The sequence below is a fragment of the Pseudomonas gingeri genome, from assembly GCF_013385425.1.
Taxonomy (GTDB): domain Bacteria; phylum Pseudomonadota; class Gammaproteobacteria; order Pseudomonadales; family Pseudomonadaceae; genus Aquipseudomonas; species Aquipseudomonas gingeri_D.
In genome coordinates this window covers 324,151-348,571 of record NZ_JACAQA010000018.1, presented here as the reverse complement: position 1 = coordinate 348,571, position 24,421 = coordinate 324,151, and the positions used below count along the sequence as shown (strand labels likewise).

General features: G+C 61.1%; 20 protein-coding genes and 1 other RNA gene. 13 read left to right on the top strand and 8 right to left on the bottom strand.

From position 1 onward, the window contains the following. The first annotated feature begins 37 nt into the window (after positions 1 to 37). The 5 genes from HX830_RS21830 to HX830_RS21810 all read left to right on the top strand — a co-directional run bounded on the left by HX830_RS21830 (position 38) and on the right by HX830_RS21810 (position 9,199). Positions 38 to 697: a GntR family transcriptional regulator gene (locus HX830_RS21830; RefSeq protein WP_103497392.1), complete on the top strand. Its 660-nt coding sequence runs from the start codon at positions 38 to 40 to the stop codon at positions 695 to 697. Between the two features lie 2 nt (positions 698 to 699). Next, a complete protein-coding gene (smc, locus tag HX830_RS21825) occupies positions 700 to 4,188 on the top strand; it encodes a chromosome segregation protein SMC (protein WP_177102549.1) in 3,489 nt (1,162 codons plus the stop codon). A 262-nt stretch (positions 4,189 to 4,450) separates the two neighbouring features. Beyond that, positions 4,451 to 5,296, top strand: a complete 846-nt coding sequence (zipA, locus tag HX830_RS21820) for a cell division protein ZipA (protein WP_152737290.1) — start codon at positions 4,451 to 4,453, stop codon at positions 5,294 to 5,296. Positions 5,297 to 5,394: 98 nt separating this feature from the next. Next, entirely contained in the window at positions 5,395 to 7,752 is a 2,358-nt protein-coding gene (gene ligA / locus HX830_RS21815; protein ID WP_177102547.1) for an NAD-dependent DNA ligase LigA, read from the top strand. 277 nt (positions 7,753 to 8,029) lie between these two features. Beyond that, positions 8,030 to 9,199 carry a zinc-binding metallopeptidase family protein gene (locus tag HX830_RS21810; RefSeq protein ID WP_177102545.1) on the top strand — a complete coding sequence of 390 codons (1,170 nt, stop codon included), beginning with the start codon at positions 8,030 to 8,032 and terminating at the stop codon, positions 9,197 to 9,199. A 78-nt stretch (positions 9,200 to 9,277) separates the two neighbouring features. Here HX830_RS21810 and HX830_RS21805 read toward each other — a convergent pair whose 3' ends face one another. Continuing rightward, the gene (locus HX830_RS21805; RefSeq protein WP_177102543.1) at positions 9,278 to 9,460 is read right to left on the bottom strand and encodes a hypothetical protein; all 183 of its coding nucleotides are present in this window, start codon (positions 9,458 to 9,460) and stop codon (positions 9,278 to 9,280) included. A 414-nt stretch (positions 9,461 to 9,874) separates the two neighbouring features. On the opposite strand from HX830_RS21805, the gene HX830_RS21800 reads away from it, so the two are divergent. Together HX830_RS21800 and ffs are read left to right on the top strand one after the other, a co-directional pair. Beyond that, a complete protein-coding gene (locus tag HX830_RS21800) occupies positions 9,875 to 10,189 on the top strand; it encodes a DUF6124 family protein (RefSeq protein WP_177102541.1) in 315 nt (104 codons plus the stop codon). A 225-nt stretch (positions 10,190 to 10,414) separates the two neighbouring features. Beyond that, positions 10,415 to 10,511: signal recognition particle sRNA small type (gene ffs / locus HX830_RS21795), an RNA gene on the top strand. A gap of 257 nt (positions 10,512 to 10,768) precedes the next feature. Here the strand turns inward: ffs and HX830_RS21790 are convergent. The 4 genes from HX830_RS21790 to HX830_RS21775 form a co-directional block, all read right to left on the bottom strand. Next, entirely contained in the window at positions 10,769 to 11,410 is a 642-nt protein-coding gene (locus HX830_RS21790) for a hypothetical protein (RefSeq protein ID WP_103496688.1), read from the bottom strand. 199 nt (positions 11,411 to 11,609) lie between these two features. Next, positions 11,610 to 12,431, bottom strand: a complete 822-nt coding sequence (locus HX830_RS21785) for a helix-turn-helix transcriptional regulator (protein ID WP_177102539.1) — start codon at positions 12,429 to 12,431, stop codon at positions 11,610 to 11,612. Positions 12,432 to 12,436: 5 nt separating this feature from the next. Next, complete coding sequence (locus HX830_RS21780) at positions 12,437 to 12,988, bottom strand: kinase inhibitor (RefSeq protein WP_177102536.1); 552 nt, start codon at positions 12,986 to 12,988, stop codon at positions 12,437 to 12,439. A 213-nt stretch (positions 12,989 to 13,201) separates the two neighbouring features. Continuing rightward, positions 13,202 to 14,104, bottom strand: a complete 903-nt coding sequence (locus tag HX830_RS21775) for a DUF2167 domain-containing protein (RefSeq protein ID WP_177102534.1) — start codon at positions 14,102 to 14,104, stop codon at positions 13,202 to 13,204. Between the two features lie 235 nt (positions 14,105 to 14,339). Between HX830_RS21775 and HX830_RS21770 the strand changes: the two genes are divergently transcribed. Then, positions 14,340 to 15,848 (top strand): hypothetical protein, encoded by a 1,509-nt coding sequence (locus tag HX830_RS21770; protein ID WP_177102532.1) that lies wholly within the window; start codon positions 14,340 to 14,342, stop codon positions 15,846 to 15,848. Here the strand turns inward: HX830_RS21770 and HX830_RS21765 are convergent, their stop codons facing one another. Then, on the bottom strand, positions 15,849 to 16,724 hold the full coding sequence (locus tag HX830_RS21765) for a LysR family transcriptional regulator (protein WP_177102530.1): 876 nt from the start codon (positions 16,722 to 16,724) through the stop codon (positions 15,849 to 15,851). Positions 16,725 to 16,830: 106 nt separating this feature from the next. On the opposite strand from HX830_RS21765, the gene HX830_RS21760 reads away from it, so the two are divergent. Next, the gene (locus HX830_RS21760) at positions 16,831 to 17,760 is read left to right on the top strand and encodes an EamA family transporter (RefSeq protein ID WP_177102528.1); all 930 of its coding nucleotides are present in this window, start codon (positions 16,831 to 16,833) and stop codon (positions 17,758 to 17,760) included. Positions 17,761 to 17,800: 40 nt separating this feature from the next. Here the strand turns inward: HX830_RS21760 and HX830_RS21755 are convergent, their stop codons facing one another. Further along, positions 17,801 to 18,115, bottom strand: coding sequence for a helix-turn-helix domain-containing protein (locus HX830_RS21755; protein WP_103496699.1), 315 nt, complete (start codon positions 18,113 to 18,115; stop codon positions 17,801 to 17,803). Positions 18,116 to 18,489: 374 nt separating this feature from the next. Between HX830_RS21755 and HX830_RS21750 the strand changes: the two genes are divergently transcribed. Next, positions 18,490 to 20,181, top strand: coding sequence for a putative bifunctional diguanylate cyclase/phosphodiesterase (locus HX830_RS21750; protein ID WP_103496700.1), 1,692 nt, complete (start codon positions 18,490 to 18,492; stop codon positions 20,179 to 20,181). On the opposite strand, the gene HX830_RS21745 is transcribed toward HX830_RS21750, so the two are convergent. Further along, positions 20,161 to 20,937 carry a substrate-binding periplasmic protein gene (locus tag HX830_RS21745; RefSeq protein WP_177102526.1) on the bottom strand — a complete coding sequence of 259 codons (777 nt, stop codon included), beginning with the start codon at positions 20,935 to 20,937 and terminating at the stop codon, positions 20,161 to 20,163. The two genes, HX830_RS21750 and HX830_RS21745, sit on opposite strands and share 21 nt — an antisense overlap. 145 nt (positions 20,938 to 21,082) lie before the next feature. On the opposite strand from HX830_RS21745, the gene dnaX reads away from it, so the two are divergent. From dnaX to recR, 3 genes are all read left to right on the top strand, one after another. After that, positions 21,083 to 23,221: a DNA polymerase III subunit gamma/tau gene (gene dnaX / locus HX830_RS21740; RefSeq protein WP_177102523.1), complete on the top strand. Its 2,139-nt coding sequence runs from the start codon at positions 21,083 to 21,085 to the stop codon at positions 23,219 to 23,221. A 65-nt stretch (positions 23,222 to 23,286) separates the two neighbouring features. Beyond that, on the top strand, positions 23,287 to 23,613 hold the full coding sequence (locus HX830_RS21735) for a YbaB/EbfC family nucleoid-associated protein (protein ID WP_100939147.1): 327 nt from the start codon (positions 23,287 to 23,289) through the stop codon (positions 23,611 to 23,613). Positions 23,614 to 23,818: 205 nt separating this feature from the next. After that, positions 23,819 to 24,421: a recombination mediator RecR gene (gene recR / locus HX830_RS21730; protein WP_100939148.1), complete on the top strand. Its 603-nt coding sequence runs from the start codon at positions 23,819 to 23,821 to the stop codon at positions 24,419 to 24,421.

Below are 24,421 nucleotides of genomic sequence, written 5' to 3'. Positions count from 1 at the left end.
CGCCGCTTGCACTGATCGAAGATTTTGAAGGAAAACCATGACGTTCAAGGCGCCGGACAGCCTCGCCGAGCAAATTGCTCACCACCTCGCCGAACGCATCATTCGCGGCGACCTCAAACCCGGGGAGCGCATCCAGGAACAGAAGGTTACGCTGGCGCTCAATGTCAGCCGTGGCTCCGTACGCGAAGCGCTGCTGATTCTCGAACGCCGCCATCTGATTGCCATCCTGCCCCGGCGCGGTGCCCATGTCACCGAGCTCACCGCCCACAAGGTGCAGAGCCTGTGCACCCTGATGAGCGAGTTGTACATCCTGCTGGGCAATGCCGTCGCCCAACGCTGGAAGGAGCAGGCCGACCTCGCGCCGTTTCTGCAACTGCAGCAGCGCCTGAGCGCCAGCTTCGAGAACGCGGATATCCGCACCTTCGTCGAAGACAGCTTCAATGTGATGCGCGCGGCCTTTCCGTTCGCCGACAACCCGTACCTGCAGGAAACCGTCGAGAACCTGCAGCCGGCCATGAGCCGCGCCTATTACCTGGCGCTGGAGCGGCGCAAGGCGGAAATGAGCGAATACCTGACCCTGTTCGCGCAACTGCTGGCCGCCGTCATGGCCCGCGACCTGCCGCTGATCCGCACGGTCCTGGCCAATTACGCCCAGCGTAGCTGCGACATCGTCCTGTCTGCCCTGGCGGTCGACTAAGCGTGCGGCTCAAGTGCATCAAGTTGGCGGGGTTCAAATCCTTCGTCGACCCGACCACGGTGAACTTCCCCAGTAACATGGCGGCGGTGGTCGGTCCCAACGGTTGCGGCAAGTCGAACATCATCGACGCCGTCCGCTGGGTGATGGGCGAGAGCTCGGCGAAGAACCTGCGCGGCGAGTCGATGACCGACGTCATCTTCAACGGCTCCACCAGCCGCAAGCCGGTAAGCCAGGCGAGCATCGAACTGGTGTTCGACAACTCCGACGGCACCCTGATTGGTGAATACGCCGCCTACGCGGAAATTTCCATTCGCCGCAAGGTCACCCGCGACAGCCAGAACAGCTACTTCCTCAACGGCACCAAATGCCGGCGCCGGGACATCACCGATATCTTCCTCGGCACCGGCCTGGGTCCGCGCAGCTACTCGATCATCGAGCAGGGGATGATCTCCAAGCTGATCGAAGCCAAGCCCGAGGACCTGCGCAATTTCATCGAGGAAGCGGCGGGCATCTCCAAGTACAAGGAGCGCCGTCGCGAGACCGAAAACCGTATTCGTCGCACCCATGAAAACCTGGCGCGCCTGACCGACCTGCGCGAAGAGCTGGAGCGCCAGCTCGAACGCCTGCACCGTCAGGCCCAGGCGGCCGAGAAGTATCAGGAATACAAGGGCGAGGAGCGTCAGCTCAAGGCCCAACTGTCGGCCCTGCGCTGGCAGGCACTGAACGAGCAGGTCGGCCAGCGCGAAGCGATTATCGGCAACCAGGAAATCAGCTTCGAAGCCCTGGTGGCCGAGCAGCGCAACGCCGACGCCAGCATCGAGCGCCTGCGGGACGGGCACCATGAGCTGTCCGAACGCTTCAATCTGGTGCAGGGACGCTTCTATTCGGTCGGTGGCGATATCGCCCGGGTCGAACAGAGCATCCAGCATGGCCAGCAACGTCTGCGCCAGTTGCAGGACGATCTGCGTGAAGCCGAGCGCGCCCGTCTGGAAACCGAATCGCACCTGGGTCACGACCGCACCTTGCTGGCGACCCTCGGTGAAGAGCTGGCCATGCTCGAACCCGAGCAGGAGGTGACCAGCGCCGCTGCCGAAGAAGCCGCCGCCGCGTTGGAAGAGTCGGAAACCACCATGCACGGCTGGCAGGAACAGTGGGACAACTTCAACCTGAGCTCGGCCGAGCCGCGGCGCCAGGCCGAAGTCCAGCAGTCGCGGATCCAGCAGCTGGAAACCAGCATGGAACGTCTGGCCGAGCGCCAGCGGCGTCTGGCCGAAGAGCGCGCCTTGCTCTCGGCGGACCCGGAAGACGCGGCCATCCTCGAACTCAGCGAGCAGTTGGCCGAGAGCGAGCAGACCCTGGAAGATTTGCAGGCCAGCGAAGAAGGCCAGGTCGAGCGCCTGGAGCAACTGCGCCAGGATTTGCAGCAGGCCATGCAGGATCAGCAACAGGCCCAGGGCGACTTGCAGCGCCTCAATGGCCGCCTGGCCTCCCTCGAAGCCTTGCAGCAGGCGGCGCTCGATCCGGGCACCGGCACGGCCGAGTGGCTGCGTGAGCAGCAGTTGGCGCAGCGTCCGCGCCTGGCTGAGGGCTTGAAGGTCGAGGCGGGTTGGGAGCTGGCGGTGGAAACCGTGCTCGGCGCCGACTTGCAGGCCGTGCTGGTGGATGATTTCGCCGGTCTCGACCTCGGCGGTTTCCAGCAGGGCGACCTGCGTCTGCTCAGCCCGGCGCCGGACGGCACCCGGGTGCCGGGCAGCCTGCTGGAGAAGGTCGAGGCGGATATCGATCTGTCGCCCTGGCTGGGTCAGGTCAAGCCGGTTGAAAGCCTTGAGCAAGCCTTGTCCCTGCGCGGTCAATTGGCGGCTGGGGAAAGCCTGATCAGTCGCGACGGTTTCTGGGTCGGGCGGCATTTCCTGCGGGTGCGTCGGGCCAGCGAGGCCGAGAGCGGCGTGCTTGCCCGGGGTCAGGAAATCCAGCGCCTGGGCCTGGAGCGTGAAGAGCGTGAAGAAACCCTGGCCAGCCTCGAAACCCGCTTGCAAACCCTGCGCGCCACCCAGCGCCAGCAGGAAACCGGACGTGAGCATCTGCGCCGTCTGCTGCAGGACGAAGCCCGCCAGCAGGGTGAGCTGAAGGCCAAGCTGTCGGCCAGCAAGGCCAAGGCCGAGCAACTGCAATTGCGCCGTACCCGTCTCGATGAAGAGCAGGGCGAACTGGGCGAGCAGCGTGCCCAGGAACACGAAGAAGTCGGTGAGGCCCGCCTGCAACTGCAAGAGGCCCTCGACACCATGGCCGTCGACACCGAGCAGCGCGAGTTGCTGCTGGCCCAGCGCGACAGCCTGCGCGAGCGCCTCGATCGGGTTCGCCAGGAAGCCCGCCAGCACAAGGACCATGCCCATCAACTGGCGGTGCGCCTCGGCTCCCTCAAGGCCCAGCATGATTCCACCCGCCAGGCCCTGGAACGCCTGGAACTGCAATCCGAGCGCCTGAGCGAAAAACGCGAGCAACTGAGCCTGAACCTGGAGGAGGGCGAGGCGCCGCTGGAAGAGCTGCGCCTCAAGCTCGAAGAACTGCTCGACAAGCGCCTGAGCGTCGACGTCGAACTCAAGACCGCGCAGATCGCCCTGGAAGACGCCGACCGCGAGTTGCGTGACGCCGAAAAACGCCGCAGCCAGGCCGAACAGCAGTCACAGCTGATTCGCGGCCAGCTCGAACAGCAGCGTATGGAATGGCAGGCCCTCAACGTACGACGCAAGACCTTGCAGGATCAGTTGCTGGAAGACGGCTACGACCTGCACGGCGTGCTCGCCACCCTGACGGCCGAGGCCAGCGAGAAGGAAGCCGAGGAAGAACTCGAACGCATCGCCGCGCGCATCCAGCGATTGGGCGCGATCAACCTCGCGGCCATCGACGAATACCAGCAACAATCCGAGCGTAAACGTTACCTGGATGCCCAGAACGCCGACCTGGTGGAAGCCCTCGATACCCTGGAAAACGTGATTCGCAAGATCGACAAGGAAACCCGCAATCGCTTCAAGGACACCTTCGATCAGATCAACGCCGGCATACAAGCTTTGTTTCCAAAAGTGTTCGGCGGCGGCAGCGCTTACCTGGAGCTCACCGGTGATGATCTGCTCGACACCGGGGTCACCATCATGGCGCGGCCCCCGGGCAAGAAGAACAGCACCATCCATTTGCTCTCCGGCGGCGAAAAGGCCCTGACCGCCCTGGCCCTGGTGTTTGCCATTTTCAAATTGAATCCGGCACCGTTTTGTATGCTCGACGAAGTTGACGCGCCGTTGGATGACGCTAACGTTGGACGGTATGCCCGACTTGTCAAAGAGATGTCACAAACGGTGCAGTTCATCTATATCACCCACAACAAGATCGCCATGGAAATGGCCGATCAACTGATGGGCGTGACCATGCACGAGCCGGGTTGCTCACGGCTAGTGGCGGTGGATGTGGAGGAGGCCATGGCCCTGGTGGACGCCTGAATCGTCCGCCGTTGAGGCAAAGATATTCGAGGCGTAAGGGGATTTCCTTGGGCATTGTGGGAACTAGCACTGATCCTTGGGGACTTATAAATGCAAGCCTGTACGACAGACGGTGTAAAGTTTCCTTGTGTCGTGTTAATTTAATGTCAAGTTTTCTTGTGCGTGGGAAAAAATGCCTGTCAGAACATAGAGTTGGCGCCACGCTTTAAAGGGGTTTCAGCCCTTTCTTCATAGAACCATTTATTTAGAGGCACGGGATTACATGGAAATCGGTCTGCGCGAGTGGCTGATCGTCATCGGCATCATAGTCATTGCCGGTATTCTTTTTGATGGCTGGCGCCGGATGCGCGGTGGCAAGGGCAAGCTCAAGTTCCGTTTGGACCGGAGCCTGTCGAACCTGCCGGACGAGGATACCAGCGCCGAATTGCTGGGCCCGGCCCGTGTGCTGGACACCCACAAGGAGCCTCAGCTGGACGAGCATGACCTGCCGTCCGTGAGCATGCCGGCGCGTGAAGGCCGCGAGAAGCCGTCCAAGCGCGGCAAGCGTGGCGGCGAGCCGAGCCAGGGCGATTTGAACCTGGACCTGGATGAAGGTCCGAGCTTCAGCAGCCGCGACGATGACTTCCCCGAGGAAGGCAACAAGCCGGCGGCGCGTCAGGAAAAGGAACAGCCGGCAGCGGAAGAAGTGTTGGTGATCAGCGTGATCAGCCGCGACGTCAACGGTTTCAAAGGCCCGGCGCTGTTGCAGAATATTCTGGAAAGCGGCCTGCGTTTCGGCGAGATGGATATTTTCCATCGTCACGAAAGCATGGCGGGTAACGGCGAGGTGCTGTTCTCCATGGCCAATGCGGTGAAACCGGGTGTCTTCGATCTCGACGATATCGACCACTTCACCACCCCGGCGGTGAGCTTCTTCCTCGGTCTGCCGGGCCCGCGTCATCCGAAGCAGGCGTTCGACGTGATGGTCGCCGCCGCTCGCAAATTGTCACAAGAGCTCAATGGCGAACTGAAGGATGACCAGCGTAGTGTGCTGACCGCCCAGACCATCGAGCACTACCGTCAGCGCATCGTCGAGTTCGAACGTCGCGCCTTGACCCAGAAGCGTTGAATGGCTGAGCGCTTTGCGCTCATCGCCAGCGAACCGGCTCCTACCGCACTAACATATTGAGCAGCCTCGGCTGCTCTTTTTGCTTTTGAGAGAACTCCATGACCGCCGCCCACACCCGGATTCTAGAGCTGCGCGCTGAACTGGATCAGCACAACTACCGTTACCACGTCCTCGACGAGCCGAGCATTCCGGACGCCGAGTACGATCGCCTGTTCCACGAGCTCAAGGCCCTGGAGGCCGAGCATCCGGAACTGGTCAGCGCCGATTCACCGACCCAGCGCGTCGGCAGCGCGGCACTGTCGGCCTTCACCCAGGTCCGGCATGAAATCCCCATGCTCAGCTTGGGCAACGCCTTCGAAGAAACCGATATGCGTGAGTTCGATCGTCGGGTCAGCGAAGGCCTCGACCTGCCGACCGGCGACCTGTTCGGTGGCGGCGCCGAAGTTGAATACAGTTGTGAACCCAAGCTCGACGGCCTGGCGGTCAGCCTGCTGTACCAGGACGGCGCCCTGGTCCGTGGCGCCACCCGTGGCGACGGCACCACCGGCGAAGATATCAGCGTCAACGTGCGCACCGTGCGCAACATCCCCCTCAAGCTTCACGGCAGCGGCTGGCCGTCGACCCTGGAGGTGCGTGGTGAAGTCTTTATGTCCAAGGCCGGCTTCGAGCGCCTGAACGCCTCGCAGCTGGAAGCCGGCGGCAAGACCTTTGCCAACCCGCGCAATGCCGCAGCCGGCAGCCTGCGCCAGCTGGACTCGAAGATCACCGCCAGCCGTCCGCTGGAGTTCTGCTGCTACGGCCTGGGCCAGGTGTCCGCCGAGATTGCCGACACCCATATCGGCAACCTCCAGCAACTCAAGGCCTGGGGCATGCCGGTCAGCCGCGAACTCAAATTGGCGAAAGGCATTGGTGAGTGCCTGGATTATTACCGTGACATTGGTGAGCGGCGTAACGCGCTGCCGTACGAAATCGACGGCGTGGTGTTCAAGGTCAACAGCCTGGCGTCCCAGCGTGAACTGGGTTTCCGCGCCCGCGAACCGCGTTGGGCGATTGCCCACAAATTCCCGGCCATGGAAGAGCTTACCGAACTGCTCGACGTGGAATTCCAGGTCGGTCGTACCGGTGCCGTCACCCCCGTGGCCCGACTGAAGCCGGTCAAGGTCGCGGGCGTGACCGTGTCCAACGCCACCTTGCACAATATGGATGAAGTGGCCCGTCTGGGACTGATGATTGGCGACACCGTGATCATTCGCCGGGCCGGCGACGTGATTCCGCAAGTGGTGCAGGTCGTGACCGAACGGCGCCCGGACAATGCCCGAGCAGTGCAGATCCCGGAAAGCTGCCCGGTGTGCGGCTCCCATGTCGAACGCACGCAACTGGTCAAGCGCAGCAAGGGTCGCGAGACGATCAGCGAAGGCGCGGTGTATCGCTGCGTCGGCCGATTGGCCTGTGGTGCGCAGCTCAAGCAGGCGATCATCCATTTTGTCTCCCGTCGGGCCATGGATATCGAAGGCCTGGGCGACAAGACCATCGAGCAGTTGGTGGATGAAAAGCTGATCGCCTCGCCGGCGGATCTCTACACCCTGGCATACGAGCAGATCGTCGACCTGGAAGGCTTTGCCGAACTGTCGACACGCAACCTGCTGGAAGCGATTGCCGACAGCAAGAAACCGAGCCTGGCGCGGTTTATCTATGCCCTGGGTATTCCCGATGTGGGCGAGGAAACGGCCAAGGTTCTGGCGCGTAGCCTTGGCTCGCTGGAGCGGGTCATGCAGGCGCTGCCGTCGGTCCTGACCTACCTGCCGGATGTCGGCATGGAAGTGGCCCATGAGATCCACAGCTTCTTTGAAGACGAGCACAACCGCACGGTTATCAAGGAACTGCTGGAGCGTGGGCTGGAATTGCAGGACCAGGGGGAGCTGGGCGCCGAGTTTGCCGCCAGCACTACCCTGGGCGGACTGATCGCCAAGCTGGATATCAGCTCGGTGGGGCCGACGGCGGCGGAAAAGCTGGCGACCAAGTTCGGTTCGGTCGAAGGTGTTATCGCGGCGGACTGGCTGGATCTGCGCCAGACCTTGAGTGAAAAGCCGGCCAATGCCGTGCGTGAGTTCTTCGCCCAGCCGGAGAATGCCCGGCGAGCCTTGGCGATTGAAGCGCAACTGCGTGATTTCGGCATGCATTGGCAGAGCGAGAAAAAGGCTGTGGAAGGCTTGCCGCTGGCGGGGCAGACCTGGGTGCTGACTGGCTCGTTGGAGTTGATGAGCCGTGATGTGGCCAAGGACAAGCTGGAAAGCCTGGGGGCCAAGGTGGCGGGCTCGGTCTCGGCCAAGACCCACTGCGTGGTGGCGGGCCCGGGTGCCGGCTCGAAACTGGCGAAGGCTAACGAACTGGGGCTCAAGGTGCTGGATGAAGAGGCATTCGTGGTGTTCCTGAAAGGACATGGCATCGAGGTCTGAACCTCCACGCCAGACACAAGCCGGCTTGCCGGCGATGACGTCCTGGAGGCCGCCAAAAGCTTCGCGGGCAAGCCCTGCTCCTACAGGTCTATGTCGTACACACAACTTCCATTCGACACGAAACTGTAGGAGCAGGGCTTGCCCGCGAAGAGGCCCTTGAGGCCACCAAATCTTCCGCGGCGAGCCACGTTCCGACCGCCGATGTTTCTTCCCCGCATCAGGGAACCCACCACCATGCCCAATGATCTAGTCTAGGCAGGCCCCTGGAGAGATCGCCATGTACCGGTTCTTCGAACAACTCAGTTCCCGCATCGCCGCGCCCTTCGTCAGCGAGCCCTCGCGCAACAGCAAGGTCTGGCGTTGCCGTTGCGATCAATCGGTATTCTTCCGCAACAGCCAATGCCTGGCCTGTTCCGCGGCCCTGGGCTACGAGCCTCAGGGCAGTGTACTGTCATCCCTCCAACCCGGCCCCTACCCAGAGAGCTGGCAACTGGACACCGACCCCGACGCAGGCCTGTTCCGCCGCTGCGCCAACCTCGACACCGCGGCCGCCTGCAACTGGGTAATTCCCTACGCCCACGGCAGCGCCCTGTGCACCGCGTGCGCCCTCAACCGGACCATCCCCGACCTGTCCATCGCGGAAAACCCGGATCGCTGGCGCAAGGTCGAAACCGCCAAGCGCCGCCTGGTGGCCCAGCTGATCACCTTGGGCCTGCGAGTCATCCCGAAAACCTGGGACGAAGAAAGCGGCCTGGCCTTTGACTTCGTCGGTGTCGACCTGGAGGGCAAGGCCCCCATGACCGGCCACGCCAACGGCCTGATCACCCTCGACATCAAGGAGGCCGACGACGAACACCGGGAAAAAGTCCGCGTGCAGATGCGCGAGCCGTACCGCACCTTGCTCGGCCATTTCCGCCATGAAGTAGGTCATTACTACTGGGATCGACTGATTGCCAACAGTCACTGGCTGGAACCGTTTCGCGGCCTGTTCGGTGACGAGCGCGCCAGCTATGCCGACGCCCTGGAGCGCCATTACCAGCAGGGTGCGCCGCAGGACTGGCCGCAACACTTCGTCAGCGCTTACGCGACCATGCATCCCTGGGAAGACTGGGCTGAGACCTGGGCGCATTACCTGCACATGATGGATGCGGTGGACACGGCACTGGGCTTTGGCATGAGCGCCAAGGAGTCGGATTTCGACTACCCGTCGTTTCCCCTGAGCGCGCTCTACGACCCGCAACATCCGGAGGGGCCGGCGTTCCTGTCGTTCGTCAACGCCTGGATCGAACTGGCGGGCATGCTCAACGAACTGTCTCGCAGCATGGGACAGCCGGACTTCTACCCCTTTGTGCTACCGCCGGCGACCATCGCCAAGCTGCACTTCATCCACCTGGTGATCCAGGAGGAGGGTGGCCGGGCGGATGAGGTGTTGCAGGTCGCGTCCTGAGGTTTTTTTACAAGCCCAGTTCGCTGTTTGAGCCGAGTTGGATGAAGTGCAAGGTCGCGTCATCCGGTTTTCGATAAATCATCCTTCTGCGTTCAGATCCGCCATCAAGTCCTCTATGGAGTCGAACGATTTCAAGCTACCTTGTCTGGCTTCTTTCATTGCCTTCAAGGTGCTGGTGCTCAGCTCTGGCGATTTGAACTGTAGCGTTTCATCTTTGATGGGCTTGTCAGTGTGAGTAAAAACTACTGTGTTTGCGGGCATGGTTAGATTCTCCAGGTTGGCTCAATGTTTCTGCATGAGTCTTACTTGTCAGCATCCACTCAATTCTCGGTGTGGTGTTGTCGAAAGATCCCTTTCACTTGCCTGAAATTTCCTAGAAAATCCCAGCCCGTTGCGCCTGTTCGAACCGGCGGCTAGTCTGCATTCCGTCACCGCAAAATCGGTGATGTGGACGTGCAAGTCCGGTTCGCAACATCAGGCGCACTGTCGCTCCTCGCCTTCAGTCATTCTCTGTGTCTGAAATCTGGCGTTATGGTGGCTGTGCGCGGGAGATCTTCGGGATCTGCCGGGTTTCCTATGTTGCCCCGGTCTTGCACACCTGCGTACAGCTGCCACCCTAATTCGCGTGCAAGCGAACGGGTGATGGCTCCCACTCAGCAACTTAGGACCATCACTATGTTCAAGATCACCCCCAATCCCCCAACCGAAGACCTGTCGTCTCTTGCCAGCCAACTCGCCATTGAGCGAGCGTTCGCCCATTACGAACTGCCACCGGACAACGTCTCGCGACGTCGACGCGAACAGCTGACGACCGAAGACGCCCTGGCTCAAATCGACGAAATCCTCCAGTCCGCCTCAGCCACGGCTTACGAGTGCGCGGACAACCTGCAGGGTTCCAATCGCAAGCTGGCCTTGGGCGTGGTGCACCTGGTCGATCTGGCCTTGAGTCGTGTGGATAAGCTGCTGGACAAGCAAGCACTACCAGCCTGACCTATCCCTGTAGGAGCGAGCTTGCTGGCGATGACGGCAGTGAATCCACCGCCGCCATCCCTGGCAGGCCGCTGGGCCTGATCCACACTGAGGACCGCCACACACCAGACGCCGACAAGTACTTGACCCTCATCGAATTTTTATCGACGCCAAGCGGTTGTAACTTCTCGTTATCTAGGTACAATGGCGCGGCTCGCCGTCAGGCGGGCGTCGTTATGGTGACCCCATCGGTCCCCCCGCAACGATTACCCGTGAACCTGGTCAGATCCGGAAGGAAGCAGCCACAGCGGGAACATTGTGTGCCGGGGTGTGGCTGGTGGGGTTGCCTCCATAACGCCCACCATCAAAGCTTATCCCCCTGAATATCAGTCAAAGTGCCAGATCAAGATCGGCGCTTCGATTTTCCACGTCCGAAATTCAAGATTCGATCCGAAGCCTTGGCACCCTGGCTCGTGCCACAAATCCGGACGCCACACGGAACCTGGCGGGATGTTCTATAAGGCTGTTACCTTCGTTTGACGACTCTCGTGTGATATCAGAGATGTCCAGGGGGGTAAGGGTGGGGAGAAAAATGCTATATCAGACATCCACGACCTTCGGTTGCATGGCCGGATTCAGCGCCACCTCATGGGTCAGCATATTAAAAATTTGCGGTTGCACGACATACTTCCATTTGCCCTCTTTGTAGAACAGAAAGTTGAACGCGTTGGGCGCAGGATATTTCTGGTCGCTACGGCAATAGTCACTGGCGTCAATGCAGGAAAGAATGGATTGTCCCTGGGCCAGGATCAGTTGATTGATAGTTGCGCTGTCTGGATGTTGGTGATGATAAATCCTGAGCATGTTGCTGCCGGCCGGAGAGGTTGTTGTGACCAGCGCGCACCCGTTCATGGCGGCAGTGAATACAAAATTATGCTGTGGATTATGCCGTGGTATATCGACAAAACCAGGCAATACATTGCCTTGAATAAAGGGGCACCAGTAGGCGGTGACCAAGGGATCGGTATGCGTGGGGTTGCCGGTTGGTGCCAGTATGACTTCTTTCGCCTGCCCGTCACCCAGCAGGTCGAAGGCGCCTGATTTGACGGTATTGAGAACCCTGTTTCGCTGTTGGTTCGTGCTGTTCGCTTGGTCCTTCATAAACCACGACACATTGTTTATCGCTCGCTGAGCGACATACCATATCGGATTGTTCCTAAAAGTCAGGTTGTGGCCGTTCATAATGATCTCCAGCTGTTGCACAAATACCCGGCATTAAGAAGAACGCCAGTGGGTGTGTAGTATTTTGTGAATGGAGAGAATGGTATTTATGGAGTAGAGGGCGGACAAGTGATCAAGCATGATGAGATGTTTCCGCGTTCAAGAGCTGAATGCGAAAATGTTTAAGTGTGTTGCGCCACGCTTGAATAACCGGATGTTCCTAAAGTACCGCCCGCAACTCCCGCGGCGACAACCCATAATGCTTGCGAAACCGCACGGCAAACCGTGAAGCCGAAGCATAACCACTGGCCGCAGCAATTTCCCCGATGGGCCGCGGAGTGACCTGCAACCACTGCAACGCCATCCCCAGCCTGACGTTCTCCAGGATATTGCTGAAGCTATCGTCCTCGTTCGCCAACTGCCGTCGCAACGTCGACGCACCAAGGTTCAGGCGCTCTGCGACACTGGCAACGGTCCAGTCCCGTGCCGGATCGCTCATGACAATCTGCTGCACGCGCTCACACAGCGGATCTCGACGGTCCAGTAGCACCGGGCCGGCCCAACCGCCCAGGGCCAACGCCAACAACACCGCTTCCGCGTAATGGGTGCGCAAGGCATCCGGCGAGTCGGCGTTGATGCAGTCCAGCAGGTTTTCCCAGGCCTGGGTCGTATGTCTATCCAGCGGTACACAGAGCTCCTGCGTCGCCGTTCGCCCAGGATGTGTGGTGATCTGCTGGCTATAGCGAACGCTGAACGCCCGCAACAGCTCCGTGGGAAAGGTCACTGCATCGGCGATGTAGTAACCCTGTGCCCCGGGATAGTTGCTGATCCCCACTTCGCACCCCGCCGGCATCAGGATCAGATGCCGTGAACCCACGCGCATTTGCCGATCATCCCAGCCCATCAGCTTTTCGCCCTGGCGGACACGGCACAGGGTGGTGACGAAAATCGGCACCCGTTGCAGTGCATGGGGCTGGCGCGCCTGTATGACACTGGCGCCGATGCGGCTTTGGCGATGCTGGATGCCGGCGGGGGCGTTCATGGTTCCTAGCGTCCGTAGGGGGCGGTGAGGGTGGCTTTGCCCAGGGCGTTGGCATTGAGCATGTAACCTACCATGGCGCCGCTGGATTGTTCATTGACCGGCAGTTTATCGACCTTCAAGGCCCAGACGGTGAATTGATAGCGATGCGGTTTATCGCCGGCCGGCGGGCAAGCGCCGCCGAAGCCTGCTTGACCATAGTCGGTGCGGCCCTGGACGGCACCTGCGGGCAGTTGGCTGGCAGTAGGGTTGCCTGCGCCAGAGGGCAATTCGTGGGTGGAAGTCGGGAGGTTGACGACTGTCCAGTGCCACCAGCCGCTGCCGGTCGGAGCATCAGGATCGTAGACGGTGATGGCAAAGCTTTTTGTGCCGGCCGGAGCATTTTGCCAGGACAGTTCAGGCGAGGTGTTGCCGCCTTCGCAGCCAAAGCCCTGGAACACTTCGCGGCTGCTCAACGGCTTGCCGTTGGCGATGTCGCGGCTGGTGAGGGTGAAGTCGGCGGCCTGGGCGCTGAGGCTCAGGCCGAGGGTGAGGGCGGTGAGGAGAAATCGGGTTTTCATGCTGATCTCGTCTTGGTAGGGAGAGGAGATACAAGTGTATTGAGGGACTGAACGGGTCGTTGTGCCGTTGCGCTCGGCCATTGTGCCGAAACGCTCAGAGTGTTTTTTACAGGAGCGGGCTTGCTCGCGCGATTGTCGTCGCAAGAGAGCGGGGCGTCAGGCGCTCCGCGTCATCGTTGACGTTTATCGCTGGCAAGCCAGCTCCCACAAGGGTTAGCGCTTGAACAACTTGCGGAAGAACCCGGCAACCACCACCAGTCCCACCACGATAAATTTCTTCAGGGCCAGCAGCATTACGCCGATCTTGGCGAACAGCCCGGCCTTGGCCGCAAGACCGCCCGCCACCAACGCCGCCAGCCCATAGGGTGCCAGCTTGTCGGTCTTGGAGTCATAGTCGGCATAACGGTTGCCGTCGGTGAAGTTGGTGAATGCCAGAATCTTCGGCGTTTCCAGCTTGATGGTCTGCAAATCGGCCATCGCCGCCACCGCGTTGAGCTCCAGGACTCCCTCGCGACCCAGCACGCGGATGCTGTAGTTCAGGGTGGTCTGTTGCGCATCGTCGGCCTTCAGCTCACGGGCCCAGTACATCTTGTGGCTGCCCTGGTCGTAGCTCGGTGGCTCGGCCCAACCCAGCAGCGACAGGCCGGCATAACCCTGCTTGTGACGCTCCTTGTTGTTTTCCTCATCATCGGCCTGCATCTGCTTGAGCAGGTCGGCGTAGTCGATCTTGGCCGCGTCATCGTCGGAAATATGCCCGTCGTTCTTGTAGCTGACGATCACGCCCCAGCCATTGTCCGCCAGCGGGCTGGTCGACTTGGGAATGATCATGCCCAGGGTCTTGTGACCGGGCGGGTTGCCCCAGCCTTCGGTCAGCAGACGCTCGGTGTCGGCCGGCGACAGGTAGTAGAAATCGTCATTGAGTTGCAGCGTGGCAATGCCACTGGGCAGGGTAATGGTACCGTGCTGCTGCTTGAGGGTAGCCAGCCATTGTTCAGTCGTTTGGTGGGGCGGGGTGCTGGCGGTCGGCGCCGGAGCGGGAGAGCTGGCGGCCAGGGCAGGCAAAGTGAGGCTGCTGAGCGCCACTGCGGCCAATAGCTGGCGCAGATGATGTTTCATCGTAGTCCCTTACATTTTGAATTAATTTGGTCGGCAGGATAGCTGAAGGGGCGAAGGTCGCGCTAGAGAAGGCGTGTAGTCGCTTTCAGGGGGCTTGGGGTGGTGTGACGATGGATTTGTGGCACTCTGGTGCCATTGATACAGCGTGTTTTTGGCCAGGATTGCGAGGCAGCAAATGGCACGAGAACGGTATCCATTCCAGGCGTCCTCACGAATCTACAAGCAGGCTCGCGAGTTGGCCGACAAGCTGCGTAAAGCCAGCATCGCGGGGAGCCGTCATTGCTTTTCCAGGACGTCGGACAGCCTGGCCGCCCAAGGCCTGGGGCTCTTGCAGAGCGATGAGCAATGGCAGTCGGCGATTGAATGGGCAAGGAACGATCTGGATGCCCTGGCGCGCCGGGTTGACCCGAGACTCGCCATTCCCGCACTGATCGAGGCGGTGGACGATTTCTATTACGGCCAGAAGAACTGGCGCAAGAAGGTGCCTTGGTGTGGCTCGTCGTTGAAAACGACGATCGCGCTCATATGGCCCAATCGCAAGGAACCGTTGGCCGTTGATAGAAGCGCCGCCCAGTTGCTCAAGTTGGTCAATGCGGCGATTGCCTGGGAGCAATTGAGAGAGCTCTACGAGAGCAGCCAGGTTTTCAACTTTCAAGCGGTCGCTCTCAGGTCCCATGGATTCGAGTTTTCAGACAAGGCTGACCAGCGGCTGTTGGGGCGCTGGAACGCCATGGCAGCGCCCTACGGTGAAAACCAGAGAACGCTTGAACATTCGAAAGCGGTTATCTGGAAGGACCTCTTGCGGTTTTCCCAGGCCGTCTCTCTCGTCCTGTCGGGGCGTGACTCCACCACGATTGAATTGTTTGCCGGAACGGTCTTTGCGCTGGCCGGAAAGAACCCGGCATTCTGGATTGGGCTCAATGCCCGGCTGGTGTTGTTGGCCTGTGTGCGTCACATCAAGTCGACCGGGTCGAAGCGCATGGCCGGCGTGGTGCTATTCGAGGATCTGCCTATTGTCACCGATGCTTTCGGTGATGACCCCGTGCTTGCGAAACAGTCTCTCGAAGCCTGTTTTTGGCAGGAGTCCTGGTACCCGGACCGAGTGAGGAGCTATCCCTCGAACATGTTGGTCGAGCGGCCTGTCGTGCGGATTGATGACAGGACATTTTCCACAAGCGTCATGACCATAGTCGACTCCGTGAATTGTTTTGTTGAACACTCTGTTTTCCGCTACGTGGGCTATGGCGGGGCTCCTGTGGACGATGAGTCCTTTCGCGTGCATGTCTCGCAGCCTTTTGAAAATGCCGCGGTGCAATTGCTCCGCAAGGCCGGCTGGAAAGCCGGTGGGGTCAGTGATTCCGGATATTGGCAAGCCACGGAGTCTCGCCTGGAGCACGAGAGTGGCCAGAAAGTACCCGGGGAAATCGATGTATTGGCATTGCACCCCTCCGGGCAGGTCGCCCTTCTGATCGAGTGCAAAGTGCTCAGCCAGCCTTTTTCAATGAGCAAGTTGAGCAATGTGGTCGGTAAGTTGGGCCCCTCCGACAGCGAGGGTTTTCACTCCAAACTCGAGAAAAAAGTCGCTTGGGCCGAAGCGACCAGCGCCATGAAGGGCGTGCAGGTCGTTGGTCTGCTGTTGGTGGAGCATGGGAGTTTTCTCGGGAGAAACGCTGCCCATCTGGTCGTCGAGATGCGCCAACTGGAAAAGCTTGTCGCGCAGATCAATGAAAAAACCGCTGAGTGATCAGCGATCCCTCTGTTCCAGGCGCTCCTGCAACAGCCGGGCAAACGCATCGCGAGCCGGATGGCGAGTTGTCTCCTTGTGCCAGATAAAGCAGTTTTCCACCGGCGCCAGTTCAGCGAAGCGGTGGGTTTCGAGCCTGGCGGACTGCTCATAACGTTGCAGGATGCCCTCGGGCACCAGGGATACGCCGGCACCGGCATGCACGCTGCCGATGATGGTGGCCCAGCTGGCATAGCTGGCAATGGCCGGCTGCGGGTCATGGGGCTGCACCCAGTTTTTCAGGGCCGCGCGATAAGGGCAGCCGTTGGGCCACATGATCAAGGTCTTGCCGCGCAGGTCGGCGGCCTCCTGGATCGGACCGCTGCCGGCGGCGCTGATCAATACCAGCTGTTCACGGTAAAGTGCGTTGCTGGCGATTTTCGGGTGCTGGATATCGGCGGCGACCAGGGCGCCATCAAGGCGACGTTGCCGTACGTCTTCCAGCAGTTGTGACCAGTTGCCAGTGGTCAATTCCAGGCTGACGCCGGGATAGGCCTGCTGATACTCGGCCAGCAGCGCGGGCAGGTGCACGGTGGCGCAGGACTCGATCGCGCCGATGCGCAGGAGGCCCGACGGTTGGGTGTTGGCGTCGACGGCGCGCTTGGCTTCGTCCACCAGCCCGAGGATTTTCGTGCAGTAGTCGAGGAATACCGTGCCGGCCGGGCTCAGGCTCAGGCCGCGTCCGGCGCGGATAAACAGGTCGGTACCCAGTTCGCTTTCCAGCTGCTTGACCCGCGTGGTGATGTTCGACGGTACGCAGTGCAGTCGCTGCGCCGCCTGGGCGATGCTGCCGGTTTCGGCGACCGCTTTCACCATGCGCAGTTGCGCCAGTTCCATGATTCACTCCCGGTGAATTCTCGACTCAATATTGATCAATTGTTCTGGCTGACAGGCCGCTCGAGACTGTGCGCACACCTCGGATCATCTTGGATATCGCACGCTCGTGAAAGCCCTGTCCGCTTTAAAAGTCCCTCTGGCCACCACTGTCGTCATCCTCTGCTGGGCCTACTCGCCCGTGGGAATCCATATCGGCCTGGAAAGCTACAGCCCCGGGCACCTGGCGCTGTTGCGGTTTTTGATTGCCTCGCTGTTCATGGCGCTGGTCGCGCTGCTGAAGGGGATCGCGCTGCCACGCCTGAGGGATTTGCCCTGGTTGTTTGCGCTGAGCTTTTTCGCGATTTTCCTCCATCACATCAGCCTCAACTACGGTCAGCAGTGGGTCAGTCCGGGGGCGGGGAGTGTGCTGTCGCAGTCCACGCCGCTGTTCAGCACCTTGATCGCGTTTTTCTGGCTGAAGGAGTCGGTGTCACTCGGCCGTTGGCTCGGCGTGCTGTCGGGATTGGCCGGTGCCCTGGTGGTGGTCTGGGGCGATCATGGGGTGGGGACGTTCGATCCCCGGGCCTTGCTGATTCTCTTCGCGGCGCTGTCCTGGAGTCTTTATTTCGCCTTGCAAAAACACTATTCCGGGCATTACAGCGGGCTGACCACGGTGTGTTACATGGTCTGGGCCGGGACCTTGTTGCTCTGTGTCTATGCGCCGGGGCTGGCGCAGGAGGTGGTGGCGGCGCCGCTGCGGGTCAATGTCGCGGTGCTGTTGCTGGGGATTTTCCCCAGTGCCCTGGCCTACCTGGCCTGGGCCTATGTGCTGAGCCATTCGCTGGTAAGCCGTTCGTCCATTGCGCTGTATCTGATTCCGCCCGTGGCGATGCTGTTGGCGGCGCTGGTCCTGGGGGTAGGGGTTTCAGTGCTGGTGATGGTCGGCGGCGCGATTGTCCTGGGCAGTGTGCTGGCGCTCAATCTGGAAGGGCGGCGGCAACCCGCCACGGTGTCCGCCCAGCCCCGCAGCAGCGGGGTGGGGCAGCGCAGTGTGTAGCCATTTGGCGAGCGTATCCTGGTAACAGACAGGCGTGAGACTAAGGCTTGGACAAGGCTAGATCGACCGCCGCGATCAGCTTTCCCAGGTCCTTCGGGGGAGCGTTGTGGATGACGCCGAACAGGTAGGCACGCTGCTCGTCTTCGTCAGCCAGATCTGTGAAAAAGGCTTTAAGCTTCACCCCCAGGACATCGGCAAACAGGAACAAGGCCTCGACGCTGGGGGTGTAACTGCCGGTTTCGAAGCGGCTGATGGTTTTGGGGTCAAAACCGGTTTTCTCTCCGAGTTCAGCCTGAGTTAGCCCCGCTACCTTGCGGTAGCGCCTGATGGCCGTACCCAAACTTGAAATTTCCATCGCTCAATTCCCATTTAGAATCAAGAACTTAACGATAAATCTTTACATTAGACAACGCCATGGTTCATCACCTTCTATTGCATAATGTGATGTAATTCGTAGAATCAGCATTTAGGACAGGTATTTGGTGATCCGGTTTCCGGTGAAATATTTGTGAAACGGGAAATCCAGGCATTTCTTGGGTGCCCATGCCGTGACGGTCATAAGCCCTGAACAACGCATTGTCTCAGGACAGCCAAAAATACCTGTCCCAGCCAATGATGGCCTTCATTTAATCCTAGTTGATCTTCGTCGAAGTACGGCCAGGCGATGCCGCCAGGCGCGGTTGTGCTGCGAATTCGGGACAACCTCTAGCCGCCCAGGTGAGCTGATTCATGGATGAGACGTATCGCAGGGTCGTGGACGTCGCCGCCATTTTCTCCGAGACCGACCTGAACGGGCGGATCACCTACGTCAATGATCCATTCTGTGTGATTTCCGGTTATAGCCGTGATGAACTGCTGGGGCAGAATCACCGCATCTTGAACTCTGGCTACCACCCGTCCGGATTTTTTGTCGATATGTGGCGCACCATTGCCCAGGGCCGGGTCTGGAAAGGCGAAGTCTGCAACCGCGCCAAGGACGGTTCCCTGTATTGGGTCGACAGCACCATGGTGCCGCTGCTGGATGAGGCCACCGGGCAGGTCCGCAAGTATGTGTCGATCCGTTTCGATGTCAGCGAAAAGCTGCGTCTGCTGCATACCCTGCAGTGGCGGGTGGGGCACGATGTACTGACCGGCCTGCCCAATCGGGCGTTTCTGTCGGACCTGCTGAACCAGGCCCTGGATTTTTCCCGACGCGAAGCCATTCCGCTGGCGGTCTGCATGCTCGACCTGGATGGTTTCAAGGCGGTCAACGATGGCTATGGGCATGCCAGCGGCGACCGGCTCCTGGTGGAAGTGGCGGAGCGCCTGCGCGGCATCATGCGCGGGGAGGATGTGGTGGCGCGGCTGGCGGGTGACGAGTTCGTGCTGATTCTGCGTTATGTGCACGACGCCGAGGAGCTGAACGCCGCGTTGCAACGGGTGCTCGGCGCCATTTCGGCACCCTATTCGATACTCGGCCAGACCGTCCATGTGGATGCGAGTATCGGCGTGACACTGTTTCCCTCCGACGACGAGGACGCCGATACCCTGTTGCGCCATGCCGACCAGGCGATGTACCTGGCCAAGCAAGGTGGGCGCAATCGTTTCCATTTGTTCGACGTGTCCCTGGACCAGGAGGTCAAGGCCACTCACCAGACCGTGGCATTGATGCGTCAGGCCCTGGCCAATGGTGAGTTCCGCCTGGTCTATCAGCCCAAGGTCAATATGCGCACCGGCAGCGTGGTCGGGTTCGAGGCGCTGATGCGCTGGCAGCACCCGCACGAAGGTCTGCTCCAGCCCCAGGCGTTCCTGCCGCTGGTGGCCCAGACCGATGTGGTCATCGATATCGGCGAATGGGTCATGGACCAGGTCATGGCGCAGATGCAGGCCTGGCGCCAGGCGGGGCACGAGTGGCCGGTCAGCCTCAATATCGCCGCCCGGCATTTCCAGCGTGGCGATTTCGTCGAGCGTCTGCGCGCCTTGCTGATGCGCCACGCCGAGGTGCCGCCGCATATGCTCGATCTGGAGATCATCGAGTCGGTGGCCATTGAGAACATCCAGCGGGTCAGCCAGTGCCTGCAAGACTGCCAGACGCTGGGGGTGCGTTTTTCCCTGGATGACTTCGGCACCGGTTACTCGTCCCTGAGTTACCTCAAGCGCCTGCCCAGCCAGACCATCAAGATCGATCGCTCGTTCGTGCGCGATATTCTCCATGACCAGGATGACCTAGCCCTGACCACGGCGGTGATCGGCCTGGCCCGTGCGTTTGGCCGGGAAGTGATTGCCGAGGGGCTGGAGTCCGCCGAGCATGGTCGGTTGCTGATGAGCCTGGGGTGTGAGGTGGCGCAGGGCTATTTCATTGCTCGGCCGATGTCGGCGGACGAGGTGCCGGCCTGGGTCGAGGCGTTCGAGCCACCGGCCTTATGGCGCAGTGTCACCTGATTCGAGCGCGTCCCTCTGGTCGTCATGCCCGGTATAGAGGTGGATGGTCCGGTCGATTTCCCCGGACATTTTCATGCGCAGCAAGGTCCTGAGGATGCGTTGTACCGGCAGGGCCGGGTCGTTGCGCACAAAGCAGCCCACGGCGTCTTCCTGCACGACCGTCACCGCGTGCAACTGTTGGTCCGGCATGCGGGTCTGGTTGAACCAGTCCAGTGCCCATTGGCTGCTGATGGCGTAGGCGTAGCGGCCGACCTCAAGTTTTTGCAGGACCTGTTGCTCATTGCGCGCCTCGTCGCGGATGAACCGACCGCTTTCGAACTGCGCCTGTATGGCCGGGTACGAGTAGCCCAGTACGGTGCCGAGTCGTTGTGGCTCAAGATCTTTCAGGGTCATCGCTTTGGGCGGCCTGGCCTTGCTGACCAGCAGGTTGCGCTGGGTGAGGAAGGGGATGCTCCAGATATAGTCGCCGGACTGGTTCGGTAGCCAGGATTGCGCGGCATAGCAGCGCACATCGATTTCACCGCGTTCCATGGCGCTCTGCACTCGGGCGCGGGCCAGCACATGAAACTCGGCCGGGCTGCCGACCTGGTGGGCCAGGCTGGTCATCAGGTCATACAAAATACCTTGGGTCGGTTGGCCGTGCTCGATCTCTATGATCGGCATGCTCCAACTGTCGGCCACGGAGAAGCGCAACGGCGCCGGGGCAGCGAAAGCAGGGGCGGTCATCAAGGCCAGGGCGTAAAAAACTGCACGCATCAAACTCTCCGGCGGGAGCATCACAAGGCCGCCAATCCATGCACAAAGTGCAGCTTAACCAGATTAGCATCCCATGCCGGATGCATTTTTACCCCTGCTCCGCTAGCATTAGCGGTCTTCCGCTTCCCCGACGCGATGGTTATCGATGAGTTATCAGGTTCTTGCACGTAAATGGCGTCCGCGCTCGTTCCGCGAAATGGTCGGCCAGACCCATGTGCTCAAGGCTCTGATCAATGCCCTGGACAGCCAGCGGCTGCACCACGCCTACCTGTTCACCGGTACCCGCGGTGTCGGCAAGACCACCATCGCGCGGATCATTGCCAAGTGCCTGAACTGCGAGACCGGCATTACCTCGACCCCCTGCGGGACCTGCTCGGTCTGCCGGGAGATCGACGAGGGGCGCTTCGTCGACCTGATCGAGATCGACGCCGCGAGCCGGACCAAGGTCGAGGACACCCGCGAACTGCTCGACAACGTGCAGTACGCCCCGAGCCGCGGGCGCTTCAAGGTCTACCTGATCGACGAAGTACACATGCTCTCCAGCCATTCCTTCAACGCGCTGTTGAAAACCCTGGAAGAGCCGCCACCCTACGTCAAGTTCATCCTGGCGACCACGGACCCGCAGAAACTTCCGGCAACGATTTTGTCGCGCTGCCTGCAATTCTCCCTGAAGAACATGACCCCCGAACGGGTGGTCGAGCACTTGACCCACGTGCTCGGGGTCGAGAACGTCCCGTTCGAAGAGGATGCCCTGTGGTTGCTGGGACGCGCCGCCGACGGTTCGATGCGCGATGCCATGAGCCTGACCGACCAGGCCATTGCCTTCGGTGAAGGCAAGGTCATGGCCGCCGATGTGCGGGCGATGCTCGGTACCCTCGACCATGGCCAGGTCTTCGACGTGTTGCAGGCGTTGATCGACGGTGATGCCAAGGCCCTGCTCGAAGCGGTGCGGCATCTGGCCGAACAGGGGCCGGACTGGAACGGCGTGTTGTCGGAAATCCTCAATGTGCTGCACCGCGTGGCGATCGCCCAGGCGTTGCCGGAGGGTGTCGACAATGGCCATGGCGACCGCGACCGGGTGTTGGCGCTGGCCCAGGCCCTGCCGGCCGAAGATGTGCAGTTTTATTACCAGATGGGTTTGATCGGCCGGCGCGACCTGCCGCTGGCGCCAGACCCGCGAGGCGGTTTCGAGATGGTGCTGCTGCGCATGCTGGCGTTCCGTCCGGCCGACAGTACGGCGCCGCCGAGACCGCCGCTAAAGCCAGTGGGGATCAGCCAGGCCACAGTTGATTCCGCACAGAGTGTGGCTGGCGCAGCCGTTGCCGCGCCAGCCGCACCTGTGGCACCCGTGGTCGCTGCTGTTGCCGAGACGCCGGTGGTAGCGGCTGCGCCTGCCGAAGTGGCAGCGCCGATTGCCGCGCAACCGGTGCCCGTTGCTGCGCCGGTCGAAGCCGTGCCGGTGACCCCTGTCGTGGCGGCCGCGCCGCCACCGGCCGAGCCCGTTGTCCCGGCGGTGGAGGTCGTGGATCTGCCGTGGAACGATCCGGTCGAGCCCGAGGAAATACTGCAGGAGCCTGCTGTCGAACCGGTGCTGGAAACCGTCGCCGAACAGCCGGAGCTGGCGGCCATGCCGCTGCCGACGCCGGACAGCGTGGTTCCGGATGCGCCCGAGTGGGTCGCCGCGACCCTGCCCGAGCCGACGCCCGCCCAGGTGGAGGCCGCGACGCCGGGTCCGGACCTGGACGACGAGCCGCCGTTGGATGAAGACTATATCGAGCCGGATATCGATTCGGCCTACAGCTATCTCGACGAACTGGCCAGCGAGCACGCCGCCGATCCGGCCCCGGAGCCCGAGCCGCAACCCGCGGCGGCCCCGGCCACCGGCCTGGCGCTGGAGTGGCTGGAATTGTTCCCGAAACTGCCGGTTTCTGGCATGACCGGCAGCATCGCGGCCAACTGCACCTTGATGGCGGTCAGCGGTGACGACTGGTTGCTGCACCTGGACCCGGCCCATAGCGCCTTGTTCAACGCCACGCAGCAACGCCGTCTCAATGACGCCCTGAACCAGTATCACGGGCGTGCGCTGAAGCTGACCATCGAGCTGATCAAGCCCGAGCAGGAAACCCCGGCCCAGGCGGCTTCCCGTCGGCGCCACGAACGCCAGGACGAAGCGGTGGCGTCGATTCATGCCGACCCGCTTATCCGGCAGATGATGCAACAGTTCGGTGCGGTGATCCGTGGCGATACAATCGAACCTGTCGATGCCCTGGTGGTCCAGGGCTAATAACTGAACGATGCCAGGCCTTTGCCTTGCATCTCTTTGTACATGTAACTCTTGAGGTGATTCCCATGATGAAAGGTGGCATGGCCGGCCTGATGAAGCAGGCGCAGCAGATGCAGGAAAAGATGGCCAAGATGCAGGAAGAACTGGCCAACGCCGAAGTGACCGGTCAATCCGGCGCCGGCCTGGTGTCCGTGGTGATGACCGGTCGTCATGACGTCAAGCGCGTCAGCATCGACCCGAGCCTGAAGGACGAAGACCTGGAAGTGCTGGAAGACCTGATCGCCGCGGCGTTCAACGATGCGACGCGCAAGATTGAAAGCAACAGCCAGGACAAGATGTCCGGCATGACCGCCGGCATGCAGCTGCCGCCGGGCTTCAAGATGCCGTTCTAAGGCGCCAGTTGCCTTACCTTGTAGGAGCGTGGCTTGTCGGGACGCCGCACCGCCGCGAAGCTTTTAGCGGTCCGAGTGCTTCTTCGTCGGAACGACGCCGGACCAAGCTTCGCTCCTACAAGGAATTGTGTTCCAGCGTGATCCCCGGACGCTGGCTGGAGGCGCGGCTATAAACCGCGTCTCGTGTTCTGTCGGACCCTTTGCCATGAGCTTCAGCCCCCTGATTCGCCAACTGATCGATGCCTTGCGGGTACTCCCCGGCGTCGGCCAGAAAACCGCCCAACGCATGGCCCTGCAACTGCTCGAACGTGATCGCAGTGGCGGCTCGCGCCTGGCCCAGGCCCTGGGCCAGGCCATGGAAGGCGTCGGCCACTGTCGCCAGTGCCGCACGCTCACCGAAGACGACCTCTGCCCACAGTGCGCCGACCCTCGGCGTGATGACAGCTTGCTGTGCGTGGTCGAAGGCCCGATGGACGTCTATGCCGTGGAGCAGACGGGCTACCGTGGCCGTTATTTCGTGCTCAAGGGACATCTGTCGCCCCTCGATGGCCTCGGTCCGGAAGCGATCGGTATCCCGCAACTGCTGGCGCGCATCGAAGAGCAGGGCAGTTTTACCGAGATCATCCTCGCCACCAACCCGACGGTTGAAGGCGAAGCCACGGCTCATTACATCGCCCAACTGTTGGCCAATAAAGGCCTGATCACCTCGCGTATCGCCCATGGCGTGCCACTGGGTGGGGAACTGGAACTGGTGGACGGCGGAACCCTGGCGCATTCGTTTGCCGGACGTAAGCCGATTTCGCTGTAA